Here is a 16,494-nt window from a genome sequence, read left to right as displayed (position 1 = left end):
TTACCTGAAAGTTGAGGCGTGGGGCGTCTCGGGGCCGGGGTGGGCATCAGCCGCGAGTGAACGCGCTGATCCCCGTGATCGCTCTGCCCACGATGAGGACGTTCATCTCGCGCGTTCCCTCGAACGTGTACATCGCCTCGGCATCCACGAAGAACCGCACCACGTCGTTCTTCAGCAACAGCCCGTCACCGCCCACGATCTCGCGCGCGAGCGCGACGGACTCGCGCAGCCGATCGGCGGCCACGAGCTTGATCATGCTCGGGGCCACGTCATCCGTCACGGGATGCGTCGCCGTTCGCACGGCCAGCGCGAGAGTCTGCGCGATGTTGGCGACGATCTGGACGAGCTTCTCCTGGATGAGCTGGTAGCCCGCGATCGGACCGCCGAACTGGATGCGCTCCTTCGCGTACCGAAGGGCCGCGTCATACGCGCCCAGCTGCATCCCGACCGAGTTCCATGCGATCACCGGACGCAGCGTCCGGAACGCTCGATTGATGTCGTGAAAGGACTCGATCCGCGGCAGCCGCGCCTCGTCCGGGACGTAGACCTCGTCCAGGACGATCTCGGCGTTGTGCACGTGACGCAGAGCGGCTTTGCCCTCGATGACGGAGAGCGTCACGCCCGGGGCCGTCGCCGGAACGAGGAAGGCGAGGACCCGATCGCCATCCTGCTCGCGCGCAACGACGCACAACTCGTCCGAGATGGTCGCGTTGCCGATCCACCGCTTCCGGCCCTCGATCACCCAGCCGTCCCCGGCACGGCGCGCTGTCGTAGACAGCCCGCCCGCGATGTCGGAGCCGTGCTCCGGTTCCGTCAGGGCGAAGCACCCCGTCTTGCGAAACGCGAGGATGTCGTCGTCCCAGGCGGCTATCTGCTCGGGACTGCCGCCCTCGAGAACGAGCGTGCGGAACATCCCCACCTGTCCGCCGTAGATGATCGAGACGCCGAGGTCGAGCCGTGACAGTTCCACGGTCTTGAAGCCCTGATAGAGCGCGCTCGGCCTGCCGTCGTCGCCCAGCAGGGCCGGGTCGTCCTCCAGTCGCAGCGCGGCGAGGGGCCCGCGGATCTCGGCTGGGCACTCCCCGGCCTCCCAGGCCGGGATCAGGAGCGGGCGCACCCGGGTGTTCAGGTGCTCGCGCAGGAGCGCCAGCTTGGCTCGCTCCACGTCGGTCAGGGCATCGGCGAACCCGAGCAGATCGCCGGGATAGTCGAGCACCGCTGGATCCTGGGACTCCGTCGTCTTCAGCACGAGGGCACCGTATCAGGAAACCTGTAATTCATCGAGAGCCGCGACCCGCACCACCACCCGGCGAGTGCCCGCCCGTAAGCTACAGTCGTGCCGATCGGAGGCCCGATGCAGACGTCGAACTTCACCTACGTCATCAAGCAGGTCGAGATGGCACTGCGCCCGCATTTCCTCGCCGTGTGCAAGCAGGCGAACCTCACGCCGGCGCAGTACACGGCGCTCTCCGTCCTCGAACGGCGTCCGGGCCTGACCAGTTCGGAGCTCGCACGCCGGTCTCTGGTGCGCGCCCAGACGATGGCCGCGACCATCGAACCCCTGCTCGCGGAGGGTCTCGTCCGTCGGGAACAGGATCCGGCGCACGGCAGGCGGATGCTGCTGCACCTCACCCCTCTCGGCGTCGAACGCCTGGCCGAGATCGCGCCGCGCATCCGTGCCGTGGAAGACCTGATCGTTGCCGAGCTCGACGCGGAGTCCCGCGAGAACTTCGCGCGGTATCTGCGCAGCGCACGGCATTCCCTGGATTCCGCCGGTCCGCGGCCGAGCGGACGACCGCGCCCCACGGATTGAACATCGCCGACGGCACGGACAGGCGATCTCGTATTTCCCTCTGGACATTCCCTATGTTCATAGGTAACGTCCTTGTCAGGCGGCGCGAAGACGCGCGGCGTACTGAGAGCGGAAAGGACCTCGATCAGTGTCACGTTCTACTCAGCCGGTCAATAAGGCCGCAGCTTTGGAATTGGTCAGCAACTACTCCCTCGAGATGACGGGCAAGGATGTCCCGGGTCTGACCGAGGCGAAGGACTCGATCCCCGCTGGCACCAAGATCAACGTCACGTTCCTCGGCAACGAGGACCTCGACATGCGCGTCACCGCGTCGAAGGCCGTCCGCGACATGGGATTCATCCCGGTCCCGCACATCTCGGCTCGCCGCCTGAAGTCGCAGGACCAGCTCGAGGAGTTCCTCGGGCGCCTGCAGGAGGTCGGCGCGACCGACAGCGTCTTCGCCGTTGGTGGCGACCCCGCCGAGCCCGAGGGCCCCTACCCCGACTCGCTGTCGGTCATCCAGACCGGTCTGCTGCAGAAGTACGGCGTGAAAGAGGTGTCGATCGCCGGGTACCCCGAGGGCCACCCCGACATCGCGACGGACATCCTCTGGCGTCACCTCGAGGACAAGTCGGCCGCGCTCAAGGAGCAGGGACTCGACGCGACGATCCTCACGCAGTTCGCGTTCGACACCGACCCGGTGATCTCGTGGGTGAACGGTGTGCGCGGGCGCGGCATCGAATCCACGATCCGCATCGGCACGCCCGGCCCCGCCGGCATCAAGCGCCTGATCAACTTCGCGCGTCGCTTCGGCGTCGGCGCCAACGCGATGATCGTGAAGAAGTATGGCTTCTCGCTCACGAACCTCATGGGCACGGCCGGTCCCGACACGTTCGTCACGGACTTGTCGGCGCTGCTCGCTGCCGACCCCGCCTCGGGTGAGGTGAAGCTGCACTTCTACACCTTCGGTGGGCTCAAGGCCACGGCAGACTGGGCACACCAGTACGTCGACGGAATGAGCTAGGAGTCCCGCTGTGAGCGTGCACATCGCATCCCGGATCGATCAGGCTTGTCTGATCGTCCACGGCCCGGATCAGCCGGGCATCGTTTCGGCCGTCTCGGCCCTGATCACCCGCAACAAGGGCAACATCATCGCGCTGGATCAGTACTCCGACGACGCATACGGGGGCGCGTTCTTCCAGCGCGTCGTGTTCCATCGCCCGAACCTGTCGGCCGCGTTCGACGACCTCGAGGCCGACCTGGAGAAGACGATCACCCCGCTCGGGCTCGAGTGGAAGCTCACCGACCGCTCGATTCCCAAGCGGATGGCGATCCTGGCCTCCACGTCCGACCACTGCCTGCTCGAACTGCTCTGGCGTCACCGCCGGGGCGAGCTGAACGTCACCATCCCGATGGTGATCTCCAACCACACCAACACCGCGGACGACGTCCGCTCCTTCGGCATCCCGTTCTTCCACGTCCCCTCACAGGGGCCGGACAAGTCCGAGGCCGAGGCCGAGATCGTGCGACTGCTCGACGGCAACGTCGACTTCGTGGTGCTCGCGCGATACATGCAGATCCTGTCGGACGACTTCATCACCGACGTCGGCGTCCCCGTGATCAACATCCACCACTCGTTCCTGCCCGCGTTCATCGGGGCCGGCCCGTACAAGAAGGCCAAAGAACGCGGCGTGAAGCTCATCGGCGCGACGAGCCACTACGTGACGAAGGACCTCGACGAGGGCCCGATCATCGAGCAGGACGTCGCGCGCGTCACCCACGTCCACACGGCCGCGGACCTGCAGGCCCGCGGTGCGTACGTCGAACGCGCGGTGCTGTCACGCGCCGTCGAATGGCACGCCGACGACCGCGTCATCCGACACGGCAACCACACCATCGTTTTCTAACCCACCCGCGGGCATCCGCTCGCATTCCCTAGAGAGAGGTCCAACGTGGCACCCAAGAATCTGCAGGAAGTCATCGACGCGGCAGGAAGCCCCGTCGAACTCCTGCGCAACTCGCAGATCGGCTCGTACATCTACCCGGTCGTTCCGGCCGACTTCCAGAACTGGATCAAGGAGCAGAAGGCCTGGCGCGACACGGCCGTCCTGTACGACCAGTCGCACCACATGGACAACGTGTTCCTCAAGGGATCCGATGCCATCAAGCTGATCTCGGACACCGCGATCAACTCGGTCGCGAACTTCGCGGTCAACAAGGCCAAGCAGTACGTCCCGACCACGGCCTCCGGCCACGTCATCGGTGACGGCATCCTCTTCCGCGAGGCCGAGGACGAGTACGTCTACGTCGGCCGCGCTCCCGCGTCGAACTGGCTGATGTTCCACGGCGAGACCGGTGGATACCAGAACCTCGAGGTCGTCGTCGATCGCCGTTCGCCCTCGCGCCCCTACGGTGACGCCGTCTCGCGCAAGTACTACCGCTTCCAGATCCAGGGCCCGAACGCCTGGGCCGTCATCGAGAAGCTCAACGGCGGACCGCTCGAGAAGCTCGGCTTCTTCAACATGTCCGAGATGAAGATCGGCAACATGAACGTGCGCACGCTGCGCCACGGCATGGCCGGCGCACCCGGACTCGAGATCTGGGGCCCGTACGCCGAGCACCACCAGATCCGCGACCTGATCGTCGAGGCCGGCCAGGAATTCGGTCTGCTTCCCGTCGGATCGCGCGCCTACCCCTCGAACACGCTCGAGTCGGGCTGGATCCCCTCGCCCCTCCCCGCCATCTACACCGGCGCCGAGGAGCAGGCCTACCGCAACTGGCTGCCCGCCGACAGCTACGAGGCGACCGGAACACTGGCCGGTTCGTTCGTGTCGGACAACATCGAGGACTACTACCTCACGCCGTGGGAGCTCGGCTACGGCTCGTTCGTGAAGTTCGACCACGACTTCATCGGTCGCGACGCGCTCGAGAAGATGGACCCCGCCTCGCAGCGCAAGAAGGTCACGCTGGCGTGGGACGCCGAGGACCTCGGCAAGGTCTGGACGTCGCTGCTGAACGTCGACGGCCCGAACTACAAGTTCTTCGACCTGCCGCTGGCCAACTACGGTTCGGCCAACTACGACTCGGTCGTGGACGCCGATGGCACGGTCGTCGGATACTCGATGTTCACCGGCTACTCCTCGAACGAGCGTCGCGGCCTCTCGCTCGCGACGATCGACCCGTCGGTTCCCGAGGGCACCGAGCTCAAGGTCGTCTGGGGCGAGCCGAACGGTGGCACCAAGAAGGCCTCCGTCGAGCCGCACGAGCAGACCGAGGTCCGCGCGGTCGTCAGCCCGATCCCCTACTCCACCGTCGCCCGCGCGACGTACCAGGGCGGCTGGCGTACGGGCTACTCCAACTGAGTAGCTGATCGACCCGAGGGGGTCCGGGCCAGAGCTCGGGCCCCCTCGCACCATTCCCGCTCCGGGGGATTGCTAACCTCGGGTGACCGTCGAAGAGGAGGACAGATGAGCCTGCGTTACGCACTGCTCGCCCTCCTGCGCGTGGGCCCGCAATCGGGGTACGACCTGCAGAAGCAGTTCTCGCTCTCGGTGGGCCACGTCTGGCACGCCCCCGACTCCCAGATCTACCCCGAGCTGCGCAAGATGGAGGCCGAGGGACTCGTCGAGGGCGAGGATCAGCTGCGGGGCGAGCGCGGCACCCGTCGCCTCTACCACGTGACCCCCGCCGGCGACGCGGCGTTCGTCGCGTGGATGGCCGCGCCGCTCGACTACCAGCGCGTCCGGGATCCCGCTCATCTGCGCGCCGCGTATCTCGAGGTCGCGGCACCCGATGAAGCTCGCGCGTTCTTGCGTGCGCACATCGCGCAATGGGAGAGCGAGCTCGAACAGTGGGAGGGGGAGCTGCGCCGCATCGACGCGCGCGACAACCCCATGCTGATGCGCCGCCTCGCCGTCACTCCTCCCGAGCAGCAGGATCGCACGGTCGCCTACAAGCGCTTCGCGTACGAGGGACTCGTCGAGCGCGCTCGTGGCGAGATCGAATGGGCCCGCCGCGGGCTCGAGTTGGTGGACGCGCTCGAGTCCTGAGGCATCCGTTCCGCTCTCGTCCGCTCGCCCGTCCCACCGAGACACCCGCGGGCGTCAGTACACGTACTCCATGAGGTCTACCCCGAGGGTGCGGAACGCGTCGTGCGCACGCAGGCGATGCGCGATCGACAGGTCATCGAAGCAGACGATCAGCGCATAGGCGACACCCGCGCGCGGACCGGCCAGCGCACCCGCCTCGGCGCGCACCCCGGCATCCCGTCCCGTCTTGTTCACGAACAACAGCCCGTGGTCGTCCTCGTGCGCGAACGGATCGAGACCGGTGGCGGATGCGACCAGGCTGAGGTCCTCGTTCAGGCTCAGCCATTCCGAGACCTGCGCGCTCACGGCGGCGTTGACCAGGCTCGTGTTGACCATGGCGGAGAAGAGCCCGGCCAGCTCACGGGCCGAACCGAGCGCGAAATGGGGCGCGTGATCCGGACCGCGTCGATCGCGCAGACGATCGAGCAGCGCAACGCGTTCGAGCCCGAGCGCATCGATCCGCGCGTGCACGCTCTCGATGCCGACGCGATCGAGCAGCAGGTTCACCGCGAGCGAGTCGCCGGTGGCGGACGCGAGGACGGCGAGATCGCAGAGCGGCAGAGCGGGCGCCCGCAGATGCCGCCAGACGCCCGCACCCTCGACCTGTTCGATGCGCGCGCGCTCGACGATCTCGAGCGGATCGAGGGATCCGTCGTCGAATCGGGCCGCGACCTCGATCAGGAGGGGCAGGATGCCGAGGCCGCCGATCGGGCTCGTCAGGAAGTCGTCGCCCGCGAGCACGACCTTGCCGGTGTCGAGGTCGGCCACGTGCACCGAGACCCGCGCCCCCGAGGCGGCCAGCGCATCCAGGGACTTCAGGGACGACGCGAACGAGCGGCGTCCCGCAGCAGGTCGACGTTTCGTGCGGTGCCCGCCGCGGCGCGACCCAGGACGGGACGTTGCGTCCCGAAGTGGCTCAGGGGGCGTACCCACGAGCGAGCGTCCTTCCGATGCGGGATAGGGGCAGAGGGCGTAGCGGCGAACCGTACGTCAGGGGTGTCACCAGATGGTGACACGTTCCGCCGGATCGAGCCAGAGGGCGTCGTCCGCGGTCACCTCGAAGGCGTCGTAGAAAGCGTCGATGTTCCGGACGATCTGGTTGCAGCGGAACTCGTTGGGCGAGTGCGGGTCGATCGTCAGCAGACGGATGGTTTCGGCATCCCGTCCCTTCTGCTGCCAGACCTGCGCCCACGACAGCAGCAGCCGCTGGGTTCCGGTGTAGCCGTCGATGACCGGCGGCTCTTCGCCGGCGAGTGAGAGCGCGTACGCCTTCAGGGCGATCCCGAGCCCCCCGAGGTCGCCGATGTTCTCGCCGATCGTGAGTGCGCCGTTCACGTGGTGCTCGGGCAGCCCGACGGGCGAGAGCTCGTCGTACTGGGCGATCAGGCTCGAGGTGCGCTCCTCGAACGCGGCGCGGTCGGCATCCGTCCACCAGTCGTGCAGACGGCCGTCGCCGTCGAACCGGCTGCCCTGATCGTCGAATCCGTGACCGATCTCGTGCCCGATGACGGCCCCGATGCCACCGTAGTTCGCGGCGGCATCGCGCTCGGCGTCGAAGAACGGGTACTGCAGGATGGCAGCGGGGAAGACGATCTCGTTCATCAGCGGGTTGTAGTACGCGTTGACGGTTTGCGGTGTCATGTGCCACTCGTCGCGGTCGATCGGGCCGCCGACCTTGGCGAGCTGACGGTCGTGCTCGGCGACGTGAGCGCGGCGCACGTTTCCGACCAGATCGGATGCGTCGATCTCGAGCGCGTCGTAGTCGCGCCAGACGTCGGGGTAGCCGATCTTGGGCGTGAACTTGTCGAGCTTCTCGAGGGCGCGCTCGCGCGTCTCGGGGCTCATCCACGGAAGGCTCGTGATGCTCTGACGGTAGGCCTCGATGAGGTTGGCGACGAGTTCGTCCATCGCCTCCTTGGCCGCGGGCGGGAAGTGCCGCTCGACATAGACCTTGCCGATCGCCTCGCCGAGCGCGGCCTGCGTCAGGCTCACGCCGCGCTTCCAGCGCTCGCGGTTCACGGGAACACCCGTCATGTGCGTTCCGAAGAACGCGAAGTTCTCGGCGACGAACTCCTCGGAGAGGAACGCGGCGGCGGCGTGGATCACCTTGAAGGTCAGCCAGGCGCGCCAGTCCTCGATCCGCTCCTCCGTGAGCAGTGGGCCGAGCCCCTCGACGAAGCTCGGCTGCGAGACGACGACCTCGGCGAAGGCCTCTTCGCGACCCGGCGCGACGGCGGCGAGCCAGGGCGCGAGATCGACCCCGGCGAGCGCCGCGAAGTCGTCCCAGGTCATCAGGTTGTAGGTTGCGACCGCGTCGCGGCTCCTGACGTTGTCCCAGTGGTGCGTCGCGAGCTCGGTCTCGAGAGCGAAGATGCGGTCCGCCGTGGCCGAGACTTCGGCGACACCCGCGAGCTCCAGCATCCGCTCGATGTGTGCGCGGTACGCGACGCGGAGTTCGTCGAAGTTCGGAAGTCGGTAGTAGCTCTCGTCGGGCAGTGTGATGCCGCCCTGCAGCAAGAAGGGGACGTATCGGTCCGGTGAACCCGGATCGGGCTCGACATACAGGCCCAGCAGGCCGCCGACGCCCTCGCGCTCGAGGTCGCCGATGACCGTGAGCAGACCGGCCAGGTCCTCGATCGCCGCGACCCGTTCGAGCTGCGGCGCGATCGGGCTCGTGCCCAGCTCGGCGATCCGTTCCGTGTCCATGAAGCTCGTGAAGAGGTCACCGATCTTGCGGGTCTCGGTGCCCGGTTCGGCGAGCTGCGACTGCTCGATGATCTCGCGGACGTGCTCTTCGGCCTGTTCGGCCAGGGCGTGGAACGACCCCCAGCGCGCCTTGTCTTCGGGGATCTCGGTTCTCTCGAGCCACCCGCCGTTGACGTGGCGGAAAAGGTCGTCCTGGGGGCGGATCTCGGAGCTCAAATCATCGAGCGCGAGACCGGACCGGAGCGCGTCGTCCATAGCACCCAGAATAGGCCGCGACGACACCCGCGACGTCCCCCTTGACCGGGCGCGCCGTATCGGGGTAGTCCTCTTAGGCTCGGGGGGTGACCGATTCCGAGCGCGCTCCCGAACGCGCCGCCGCCGCTGGGCTGAACCGGGACATCCTGCGGCTGGCCGTTCCCGCGCTCGGCGCGCTCGTCGCCGAACCGGCTTTCCTGATCGTGGACGCGGCCCTCGTCGGCCACCTGGGTGTCGATCCCCTCGCGGGCCTCGGCATCGCTTCGGCCGTCCTGCAGACCATCGTCGGCCTGATGATCTTCCTCGCATACTCGACGACACCCGCCGTGGCCCGGCGTTTCGGCTCGGGCGACCCGTCCCGCGCGGTGTCCGTGGGAATCGACGGCATGTGGCTCGCGCTCGGCGTGGGCGCGGTGCTCGCGCTCGGTGGGTGGCTCACGACTCCGGCGCTGGTCAGCGTATTCGGACCGACACCCGAGGTTGCCGAACAGGCGCGCATCTACCTGGGCCTGTCGATGGGCGGGCTACCGGCGATGCTGATCGTGTTCGCCGCGACGGGACTGCTGCGCGGGATGCAGGACACCGTGACGCCCCTGTGGATCGCCGGGGTCGGGTTCGCCGCCAACGCCGGCCTGAACGTCCTCCTGATCTACGGGCTCGGCTGGGGAATCGCGGGATCGGCGATCGGCACCGTGATCGCTCAGTGGGCCATGGTCGGCGCCTATGTCGTCGTGATCGGGCGGCTCGCATCGCGACACTCGGCGCGCCTCCGGCCGCAGCGCGAGGGTATCGGCGGTTCGGCGCGCTCCGGTGGGTGGCTCTTCCTGCGCACCGCGAGCCTGCGGGTCGCGCTGCTGTCGACCGTGGTCGTCGCGACGGCGATGGGGCCGGAAGAACTCGCCGGATACCAGGTCGTGTTCACGATCTTCTCGGCAGCCGCCTTCGCCCTCGATGCACTCGCGATCGCCGCACAGGCGCTGGTCGGCAAAGGCCTGGGCGCGGGCGATGCGGCCGGGGTGCGGCGGGTCCTCGGCCGGACGGTGGCGTGGGGCGTGTGGTTCGGCGTGATCGTCGGCGCGGTGATCGCGGTGTTCTCGGGTGCCATCGGACTGGTGTTCACGGGATCGCCCGCTCTCGCCGCGCTCATCCTCCCGGCGTTGCTCGTGCTCGCGGCCGCGCAACCCGTCGCCGGTGTCGTGTTCGTGCTCGACGGCGTGCTCATCGGCGCGGGCGACGCCGCGTATCTCGCCCTCGCGGGCGTTGTGAACCTCGTCGTCTTCTTGCCCGCGCTGGTCATCGTCTCGGTGACCGGGGTCTCGGGCGCGGGCGGGCTCGCGTGGCTCGCCGCATCCTTCTTCGGCGTGTACCTGTGCGCGCGCCTGCTCACTCTCGGCTGGCGCGTGCGCGGCACAGCCTGGCAGCGCATCGGAGCCCACTAGCCTGCACACCCCCGCGCGAGACTTCACCTCTGTCACCTTTTGGGCTCAGAAACGTGACACAGGTGAAGTCTCGCGCCCGGGGCGGGGGTCAGGAGGGGGAGGGGGCGTAGCGACGGGCCCAGTCGTACATCACGACGGCGGCCGCGGCACTCGCGTTGAGTGAACGGGTGGAGCCGTACTGGGTGATCTCGACGACGGAGGATGCCGCGGCGAGCGCCTCGGGCGAGAGCCCCGGGCCCTCCTGCCCGAAGATCAGGACGCACCGCTCGGGCAGGTCCGAACGATCGAGCGGCACCGATCCCTCGACGTTGTCGATCGCGACGATCGGCAACTCGCGCTCGGCCGCCCAGGCGGCGAAGGCCGCGACGTCCTCGTGATGGATGACGTGCTGGTAGCGATCGGTCACCATCGCGCCGCGCCGGTTCCAGCGCCGGCGGCCGATGATGTGCACGGCCTCCGCGAGGAACGCATTGGCGGTGCGGACGATCGATCCGATGTTCATGTCGTGCTGCCAGTTCTCGATCGCGACATGGAACGGATGCCTCCGCTCGTCCAGGTCCGCGATGATCGCGTCCATCGACCAGTACCGGTACGAATCGACGACGTTTCGCCGGTCGCCCTCGGCGAGCAAGACGGGATCGAAGTGCGGATCGTCCGGCCAGGCATCCGGTCCGCCCGGCCAGGGCCCGACCCCGACCGCGCCCTCGGGCTCGGCGCCGGGTCCGGGCTGCGTCTCGGGCGCGCGTTCGTCGGTCACGGGGCCAGCGTATCCGGGGCGACTGTCGCGTCCGCCGCCACAGTCGCCGCGGGCGATGGAGCGCCGAGTCAGCCCTTTCACGTCGAGAACGCCGGTTGCTCACCGCAAACAGGGGGCGGACTCGACGCGAAGCGGCAGACTCGAGGCAACTCGCTCTTTTCGGGTGCCCGAAATATGGCTAGTGTTTCGGTATGCCGAAAGATTCGACGATGACGCATGAGGTTGACCGCCCCCTCAGCACGCCCAAGGTCGCGTGGCTGATCGGCCCCGCGCTGGTCGCGGGGGTCGCCTACCTCGATCCCGGCAACGTCGCGAGCAACATGACCGCGGGCGCCCAGTACGGCTACCTCCTCGTGTGGGTCGTCGTGATCGGCAATGTCATGGCGTGGCTGATCCAGTACCTCTCCGCCAAGCTCGGCATCGTGACGGGCGAGAGCCTGCCCGAAGTGCTCGGTCGGCGCCTGCGCAACCGATGGGCACGTCGCGCGTACTGGCTGCAAGCCGAGCTCGTGGCGATGGCCACCGATGTCGCCGAGGTGATCGGCGGCGCGGTCGCGCTCAATCTGCTCTTCGGCATCCCCCTGATCTGGGGCGGTGTCATCACGGGAGTCGTCTCGATCGGCCTCCTGCTCGTGCAGTCCAAGCGCGGCGCGCGCCCGTTCGAGAACGCCGTCATCGCGCTCATGGTCATCATCGCGGTCGGCTTCACCGCGGGCGTGTTCGTCGGGCCTCCGGACCCCGCCGGGATCGTCGGCGGCCTGGTGCCCCGATTCGAGGATGCGGGTTCGGTGCTGCTGGCGGCATCCATCCTCGGCGCCACGATCATGCCCCACGCGATCTACGCCCACTCCGCGCTCTCGCGCGACCGCTTCGCCCCGCCGCGCGCGACCGGCGAGGGCGGCCCCGTCCCCGCCCTGACCCGCCACGCGGGCGACGAACTCGCGACCCTGCGCGGAGTCGGCACGGCGCGTCTGCTGCGGGCGACGCGGTGGGATGTCTCGATCGCCATGATCATCGCGGGCACGGTCAATCTCTGCATCCTCCTGCTCGCCGCGGCGAACCTCGCCGGAGTGCCGGGCACCGACAGCCTGGAAGGCGCCTACGCGGCGCTTCGGGACGGGCTCGGCCCCCTCGTCGCAACCCTGTTCGCGGTCGGCCTGCTCGCCTCGGGCCTCGCGTCGACGTCGGTCGGCGCCTATGCGGGCGCCGAGATCATGAGCGGGCTGCTGCGTGTGCGCGTTCCGCTCCTCGTTCGCCGATTGGTGACACTCATCCCGGCCCTGCTGATCCTCGGCGCAGGGTTCGATCCGACGTTCGCGCTGGTCCTCAGCCAGGTCGTGCTGTCGTTCGGCATCCCGTTCGCCCTCATCCCCCTCGTGGTGCTGACCGCCCAGCAGCGCACCCTCGGCGAGTTCCGCAACCGGCCGATCACGACGATCGGCGGTGTCATCGCAAGCGTGTTCCTGGTGACGCTCAACGCGGTGCTGCTGTTCCTCGTCTTCACCGGCGCCTGACGTCGTCGTGATCGCCGGACGATAGCCTGAGGCAATGGCACCCCCGAGCGCCGTGGTCGACGACTACCTCAAGGCGATCTACCACCACACCGAGTGGCAGGATCGCCAGATCACCCCGTCGCAGCTCGCGGGCGAACTCGGCCTCGCCCCCTCGAGCGTCACCGAGATGGTCCAGAAACTCGCGGCTCAGGGTCTCGTCACCCACCGACCCTACGGTCCGGTGACGCTGACGGATGCGGGCCGCGCGCGCGCAAGCGGGATCATCCGTCGCCATCGTCTGATCGAGACCTGGCTCGTGCGCGAGTTCGGGTACGGCTGGGACGAGGTCCACGACGAGGCGGAGGTGCTCGAGCACACGATCAGCGACCGCCTGCTCGACAAGATCGACGAGCGACTGGGACGCCCGCGATTCGATCCGCACGGCGATGCGATCCCCGACGCCGAGGGCCGCGTCGAGCGCGTCGACTTCGTGCTGCTCGCCCACGCGGCGCCGGGCCACGAGGGCCGCGTCTTGCGGGTCAGCGATCGGGATGCTCCCCTGCTGCGCCGTCTCGAGCAACAGGGCATCGAGGTCGGGGCGACCGTCCGGGTCGTGTCGCGCGCGGTCCTCGACGGTCGCGACGGCCCGATCCCTCTTCCCGAGGGTGCCGCTCTGGCCGTGTGGCTATCGGCCTGACCGCCTGCGCGGCGCCTTGCGATACGAGGGCCACTGCACCGCGGTGACCTCTTCGCAGAAGGCCCACAACCGCGCCCCCCGCTCGGGGTCGGATGTGAGAGCGGCCGGTCGCGCGACGCGGGGAATGCCCTTCAGCCCGCCCTTCGGCCCCCAGAACGTCCCGCCCTCGGCATCCGGATCGAGGAGCGCACGCAGCGGCGCCCAAGCCCCGCGCTCCTTCGACTGCGTCACCGCGGCCTGCAGGTTGTCGACGAAGCGCGACCCGCGGGTCGGTTCGTTGACGCCTCGGATGCCGGGGGTCCGGCCGCTGACCGAATAGCCCGGGTGCGCGACCAGGCTGCGCACGGCGAAGCCCCGGGAGCGCAGCCGTCGGTCGGCCTCGAAGCCGAGCGCCTGCACGATGACCTTCGACTGCACATAGGCACGCCACGGCGAGTAGTTCTCTTCGAGTTGCGGATCGACGGGGTCGTAGGAGCCCATCGCCGTCGACAGGCTGCCGAGCCACACCATCCGGGCGGGGGTGTCGGCGCGCTCGAGCACGGGCAGCAATGCCCCGGCGAGCGCGAAGTGGCCGAGCACGTTCGTCGCGAGCACGAGCTCGTTGCCGTCCCCCGTCACCTCGCGCGTGCGGGGCGGGTGCACGATTCCGGCGTTCAGCAAGACGCCGTCGAGGCGATCACGACCGCCGACGGACGCCGCGGCAGCACGCACCGAACCCAGATTGCTGGTGTCGAGCAACAACGTCTCGACCGAGGCATCCGGTACCCGTCTGCCGATCGCCGCGCGAGCCGCGGCGAGGCGATTCGGGTTTCGTCCGGACATGACGACGTGCGCCCCGGCGCGGGCGAGTTGTTCGCTCGCGAAGTACCCGAGCCCCGCGTTCGATCCGGTCACGAGAAACACGCGCCCCGCCTGCGAGGGGAGGGATGTCGGGTTCCACTGGTCGCGTGGGGCGCTCATGTTTCGACAGTACGACGCGCGCCGCCGCGCACCCAGCGCCGGGGTGACGACGCGCCGCGCGCGATGCGCATTCGCCGAGCATCCGTCCGGTCTCACGGCCTAGGCTGGCGGCATGGCCGCAGACCGCATCCTCACTCGCACGAGGTCCGATATCGAGTGCTGGCTGACCGACATGGACGGCGTGCTCGTGCACGAGAACCGTCCCGTCCCGGGCGCGGCCGAGCTGCTCGAGCAGTGGCGCAACCAGGGCACGCCGTTTCTCGTGCTGACCAACAACCCGATCTTCACGCCGCGCGATCTCAGCGCCCGTCTGCGCGCCTCGGGGTTGGACGTGCCCGAGGACCGCATCTGGACCTCGGCCCTCGCCACCGCAGACTTTCTCGCGTCCCAGCTGCCCGACGGCACCGCGTTCGTGATCGGAGAGGCGGGACTGACGACCGCTCTGCACGAGGCCGGCTACATCATCACCGAGTCGCAGCCCGACTACGTCGTCGTCGGCGAGACGCGGCAGTACTCGTTCGAAGCCATCACCAAGGCCATCCGCTTCATCAACGCGGGCGCGCGGTTCATCGTGACGAACCCGGATGCCACCGGCCCGACGCCCTCGGGAGTCGTCCCCGCGACGGGCGCGTTCGCCGCCCTCATCACCAAGGCGACGGGCAAGGAACCGTACGTCGTCGGCAAGCCGAACCCGATGATGTTCCGCTCCGCCCTCAACCGCATCGGGGCGCACTCCGAGACGACGGGCATGATCGGCGACCGCATGGACACCGACATCGTGGCCGGCATCGAGGCGGGCCTGCACACGGTGCTCGTCCTCACGGGTATCAGTGACGCCGCCGAGATCGAGCGGTACCCCTTCCGGCCCGACGAGGTGCTCGACTCGGTCGCCGATCTCGTCGCGGCGGAGCCCGCCGAGACCGAGCTCCCCGAGGTCATCTGAGTCCTACCCGGCGCGGGCGGCCCCCGTTCCGGATGTCTGAGCGCGGAGGTATCGTCGCGGCATGGGTGTGCTGGATGAGGGCGAGCGGGTGCGGGCAGCGGACTCCGCCATCTGGCGCGCCTGGCTGGCTGCGAACCACGCTGATTCGACGGGTGCGTGGCTCGTCCGGGGCCGCAAGGGCTTCGCCCACCTGCACATCCCGTACGAAGACGCCATCCGGCAGGCTCTCTGCTTCGGCTGGATCGACGGGCCGGTCCGCGTATTCGATGCCGAGACATCCGGACTGTGGTTCGCCCCGCGCCGCGCAAGCAGCGGGTGGGCGGGCACCAACAAGGCCCGGATCGAGATCCTGAAGGCGTCCGGACTCCTCGAGGCCGCCGGCATCCGTGCGATCGAGGTCGCCAAGGCGAACGGGACGTGGACGATGCTCGATGGACCCGAAGCGCTGATCGAGCCACCCGAGTTCGCCGCGGCGCTCGACGCCGTGCCCGAGGCACGCGCTGCGTGGGATTCGTTCCCGCCGTCCGTGCGGACGTTCGGGCTGACCCAGATCGCCAGCGCCAAGCGCCCCGAGACCCGGGCCACCCGCATCGCCCGGATCGTCGCCGAGGCCGCCGCGGGGCGACGACCCTAGGAGCACCCCATGTCGCAGAGGGACCTGATTTTCGCCGTGTCGATACTGATCGTCGGCGGCAGCCTGGTGACGTTCCTCGTCGCTCTGTGGCGGCGTCGAGGCGACCGCGAAGACCGCGACTGAGGCGCGGCGCAGCGCAGCGCTACTGCGGGTCGAGACCCAGATCGGCCAGCCCGATCGCGGCGCGCCACTCGAGGCCCGCGGCCTCGACGGCGGCCTGCGCCCCCGTGGCACGGTCGACGATCACGGCGACCGCGACGACCTCGGCGCCCTCGCGGCGCAGCGCCTCGACGGCTTTGAGTGCCGACTGCCCCGTGGTCGAGGTGTCTTCGACGACGACCACGCGCTTGCCCGAGACATCCGCGCCCTCGATCTGGCGACCGCGGCCGTGGTCCTTCGGCTCCTTGCGCACCACGAACGCGTCGAGCGGCCGCCCCGCGTGCACCGACTCGTGCAGGATCGCGTTGGCGATCGGATCGGCGCCGAGGGTCAGTCCGCCGACCGATGCCACGTCCGGGATGTCGGCGATCAGGTCGAGCATGATGCGACCGATGGCCGGGGCTGCGCGGTGGTCGAGCGTCAGCTTGCGCATGTCGACGTAGTAGTTGGCCTGCTTGCCGCTCGAGAGGATGAAGTCCCCGCGGAACACCGCCTCGTCGGAGATGAGGGCGATGAGCCTCTGGCGGTCGGCTTCGATTTCGGGTGTCGACGCGGTCATGCGGTCGAGTCT

General features: G+C 68.8%; 16 protein-coding genes. 10 read left to right on the top strand and 6 right to left on the bottom strand.

Annotated features, from left to right (window positions below; genetic code table 11):
• Positions 1-46 precede the first annotated feature (46 nt).
• Positions 47-1,249, bottom strand: coding sequence for an acyl-CoA dehydrogenase family protein (locus tag C2868_RS13720; protein WP_232711379.1), 1,203 nt, complete (start codon positions 1,247-1,249; stop codon positions 47-49).
• A gap of 87 nt (positions 1,250-1,336) precedes the next feature.
• On the opposite strand from C2868_RS13720, the gene C2868_RS13715 reads away from it, so the two are divergent.
• The 5 genes from C2868_RS13715 to C2868_RS13695 all read left to right on the top strand — a co-directional run bounded on the left by C2868_RS13715 (position 1,337) and on the right by C2868_RS13695 (position 5,841).
• The gene (locus C2868_RS13715) at positions 1,337-1,813 is read left to right on the top strand and encodes a MarR family winged helix-turn-helix transcriptional regulator (RefSeq protein WP_146048072.1); all 477 of its coding nucleotides are present in this window, start codon (positions 1,337-1,339) and stop codon (positions 1,811-1,813) included.
• A 196-nt stretch (positions 1,814-2,009) separates the two neighbouring features.
• Complete coding sequence (locus tag C2868_RS13710; protein WP_146048084.1) at positions 2,010-2,816, top strand: methylenetetrahydrofolate reductase; 807 nt, start codon at positions 2,010-2,012, stop codon at positions 2,814-2,816.
• A 10-nt stretch (positions 2,817-2,826) separates the two neighbouring features.
• The gene (gene purU, locus C2868_RS13705) at positions 2,827-3,699 is read left to right on the top strand and encodes a formyltetrahydrofolate deformylase (RefSeq protein ID WP_100812678.1); all 873 of its coding nucleotides are present in this window, start codon (positions 2,827-2,829) and stop codon (positions 3,697-3,699) included.
• Between the two features lie 45 nt (positions 3,700-3,744).
• A complete protein-coding gene (locus C2868_RS13700; RefSeq protein ID WP_100812677.1) occupies positions 3,745-5,154 on the top strand; it encodes an aminomethyltransferase family protein in 1,410 nt (469 codons plus the stop codon).
• 105 nt (positions 5,155-5,259) lie between these two features.
• Positions 5,260-5,841, top strand: coding sequence for a PadR family transcriptional regulator (locus C2868_RS13695; protein WP_100812676.1), 582 nt, complete (start codon positions 5,260-5,262; stop codon positions 5,839-5,841).
• 54 nt (positions 5,842-5,895) lie between these two features.
• Here the strand turns inward: C2868_RS13695 and C2868_RS13690 are convergent, their stop codons facing one another.
• Complete coding sequence (locus C2868_RS13690; protein WP_100812675.1) at positions 5,896-6,813, bottom strand: serine hydrolase; 918 nt, start codon at positions 6,811-6,813, stop codon at positions 5,896-5,898.
• A gap of 66 nt (positions 6,814-6,879) precedes the next feature.
• On the bottom strand, positions 6,880-8,841 hold the full coding sequence (locus C2868_RS13685) for a M13 family metallopeptidase (protein ID WP_100812674.1): 1,962 nt from the start codon (positions 8,839-8,841) through the stop codon (positions 6,880-6,882).
• 86 nt (positions 8,842-8,927) lie between these two features.
• Here C2868_RS13685 and C2868_RS13680 point away from each other — a divergent pair, with 86 nt between their 5' ends.
• Complete coding sequence (locus C2868_RS13680; RefSeq protein WP_232711378.1) at positions 8,928-10,280, top strand: MATE family efflux transporter; 1,353 nt, start codon at positions 8,928-8,930, stop codon at positions 10,278-10,280.
• A gap of 88 nt (positions 10,281-10,368) precedes the next feature.
• On the opposite strand, the gene C2868_RS13675 is transcribed toward C2868_RS13680, so the two are convergent.
• Positions 10,369-11,037 (bottom strand): TrmH family RNA methyltransferase, encoded by a 669-nt coding sequence (locus C2868_RS13675; RefSeq protein WP_100812673.1) that lies wholly within the window; start codon positions 11,035-11,037, stop codon positions 10,369-10,371.
• A gap of 209 nt (positions 11,038-11,246) precedes the next feature.
• Between C2868_RS13675 and C2868_RS13670 the strand changes: the two genes are divergently transcribed.
• Together C2868_RS13670 and C2868_RS13665 are read left to right on the top strand one after the other, a co-directional pair.
• Positions 11,247-12,551 (top strand): Nramp family divalent metal transporter, encoded by a 1,305-nt coding sequence (locus tag C2868_RS13670; RefSeq protein ID WP_100812853.1) that lies wholly within the window; start codon positions 11,247-11,249, stop codon positions 12,549-12,551.
• Positions 12,552-12,585: 34 nt separating this feature from the next.
• Positions 12,586-13,227, top strand: a complete 642-nt coding sequence (locus C2868_RS13665) for a metal-dependent transcriptional regulator (RefSeq protein ID WP_100812672.1) — start codon at positions 12,586-12,588, stop codon at positions 13,225-13,227.
• Here C2868_RS13665 and C2868_RS13660 read toward each other — a convergent pair.
• Positions 13,216-14,187 carry an SDR family NAD(P)-dependent oxidoreductase gene (locus tag C2868_RS13660; protein WP_100812671.1) on the bottom strand — a complete coding sequence of 324 codons (972 nt, stop codon included), beginning with the start codon at positions 14,185-14,187 and terminating at the stop codon, positions 13,216-13,218. The genes C2868_RS13665 and C2868_RS13660 overlap by 12 nt on opposite strands.
• Before the next feature lie 112 nt (positions 14,188-14,299).
• Here C2868_RS13660 and C2868_RS13655 point away from each other — a divergent pair, with 112 nt between their 5' ends.
• Both C2868_RS13655 and C2868_RS13650 read left to right on the top strand, forming a co-directional pair.
• A complete protein-coding gene (locus C2868_RS13655) occupies positions 14,300-15,130 on the top strand; it encodes an HAD-IIA family hydrolase (protein WP_100812670.1) in 831 nt (276 codons plus the stop codon).
• 61 nt (positions 15,131-15,191) lie between these two features.
• On the top strand, positions 15,192-15,764 hold the full coding sequence (locus C2868_RS13650; RefSeq protein ID WP_100812669.1) for a YdeI family protein: 573 nt from the start codon (positions 15,192-15,194) through the stop codon (positions 15,762-15,764).
• A 142-nt stretch (positions 15,765-15,906) separates the two neighbouring features.
• On the opposite strand, the gene pyrE is transcribed toward C2868_RS13650, so the two are convergent.
• Positions 15,907-16,482 (bottom strand): orotate phosphoribosyltransferase, encoded by a 576-nt coding sequence (gene pyrE / locus C2868_RS13645; RefSeq protein WP_100812668.1) that lies wholly within the window; start codon positions 16,480-16,482, stop codon positions 15,907-15,909.
• Between the last annotated feature and the right edge of the window lie 12 nt (positions 16,483-16,494).

This window comes from Microbacterium sp. CJ77 (assembly GCF_002911615.1).
Lineage (GTDB): Bacteria > Actinomycetota > Actinomycetes > Actinomycetales > Microbacteriaceae > Microbacterium.
The sequence above is the reverse complement of the archived record's forward strand: the minus strand, read 5'-3'. Positions and strand labels throughout refer to the sequence as shown.

Excerpts from the sequence above, each read along its gene's own strand:
- C2868_RS13710 (WP_146048084.1), top strand. The coding sequence starts at position 2,010 with ATGACGGGCAAGGATGTCCCGGGTCTGACCGAGGCGAAGGACTCGATC.
- C2868_RS13695 (WP_100812676.1), top strand. The coding sequence starts at position 5,260 with ATGAGCCTGCGTTACGCACTGCTCGCCCTCCTGCGCGTGGGCCCGCAA.
- C2868_RS13685 (WP_100812674.1), bottom strand. The coding sequence starts at position 8,841 with ATGGACGACGCGCTCCGGTCCGGTCTCGCGCTCGATGATTTGAGCTCC.
- C2868_RS13670 (WP_100812853.1), top strand. The coding sequence starts at position 11,247 with ATGACGCATGAGGTTGACCGCCCCCTCAGCACGCCCAAGGTCGCGTGG.
- C2868_RS13665 (WP_100812672.1), top strand. The coding sequence starts at position 12,586 with ATGGCACCCCCGAGCGCCGTGGTCGACGACTACCTCAAGGCGATCTAC.
- C2868_RS13660 (WP_100812671.1), bottom strand. The coding sequence starts at position 14,187 with ATGAGCGCCCCACGCGACCAGTGGAACCCGACATCCCTCCCCTCGCAG.
- C2868_RS13655 (WP_100812670.1), top strand. The coding sequence starts at position 14,300 with ATGGCCGCAGACCGCATCCTCACTCGCACGAGGTCCGATATCGAGTGC.
- C2868_RS13650 (WP_100812669.1), top strand. The coding sequence starts at position 15,192 with ATGGGTGTGCTGGATGAGGGCGAGCGGGTGCGGGCAGCGGACTCCGCC.
- pyrE (WP_100812668.1), bottom strand. The coding sequence starts at position 16,482 with ATGACCGCGTCGACACCCGAAATCGAAGCCGACCGCCAGAGGCTCATC.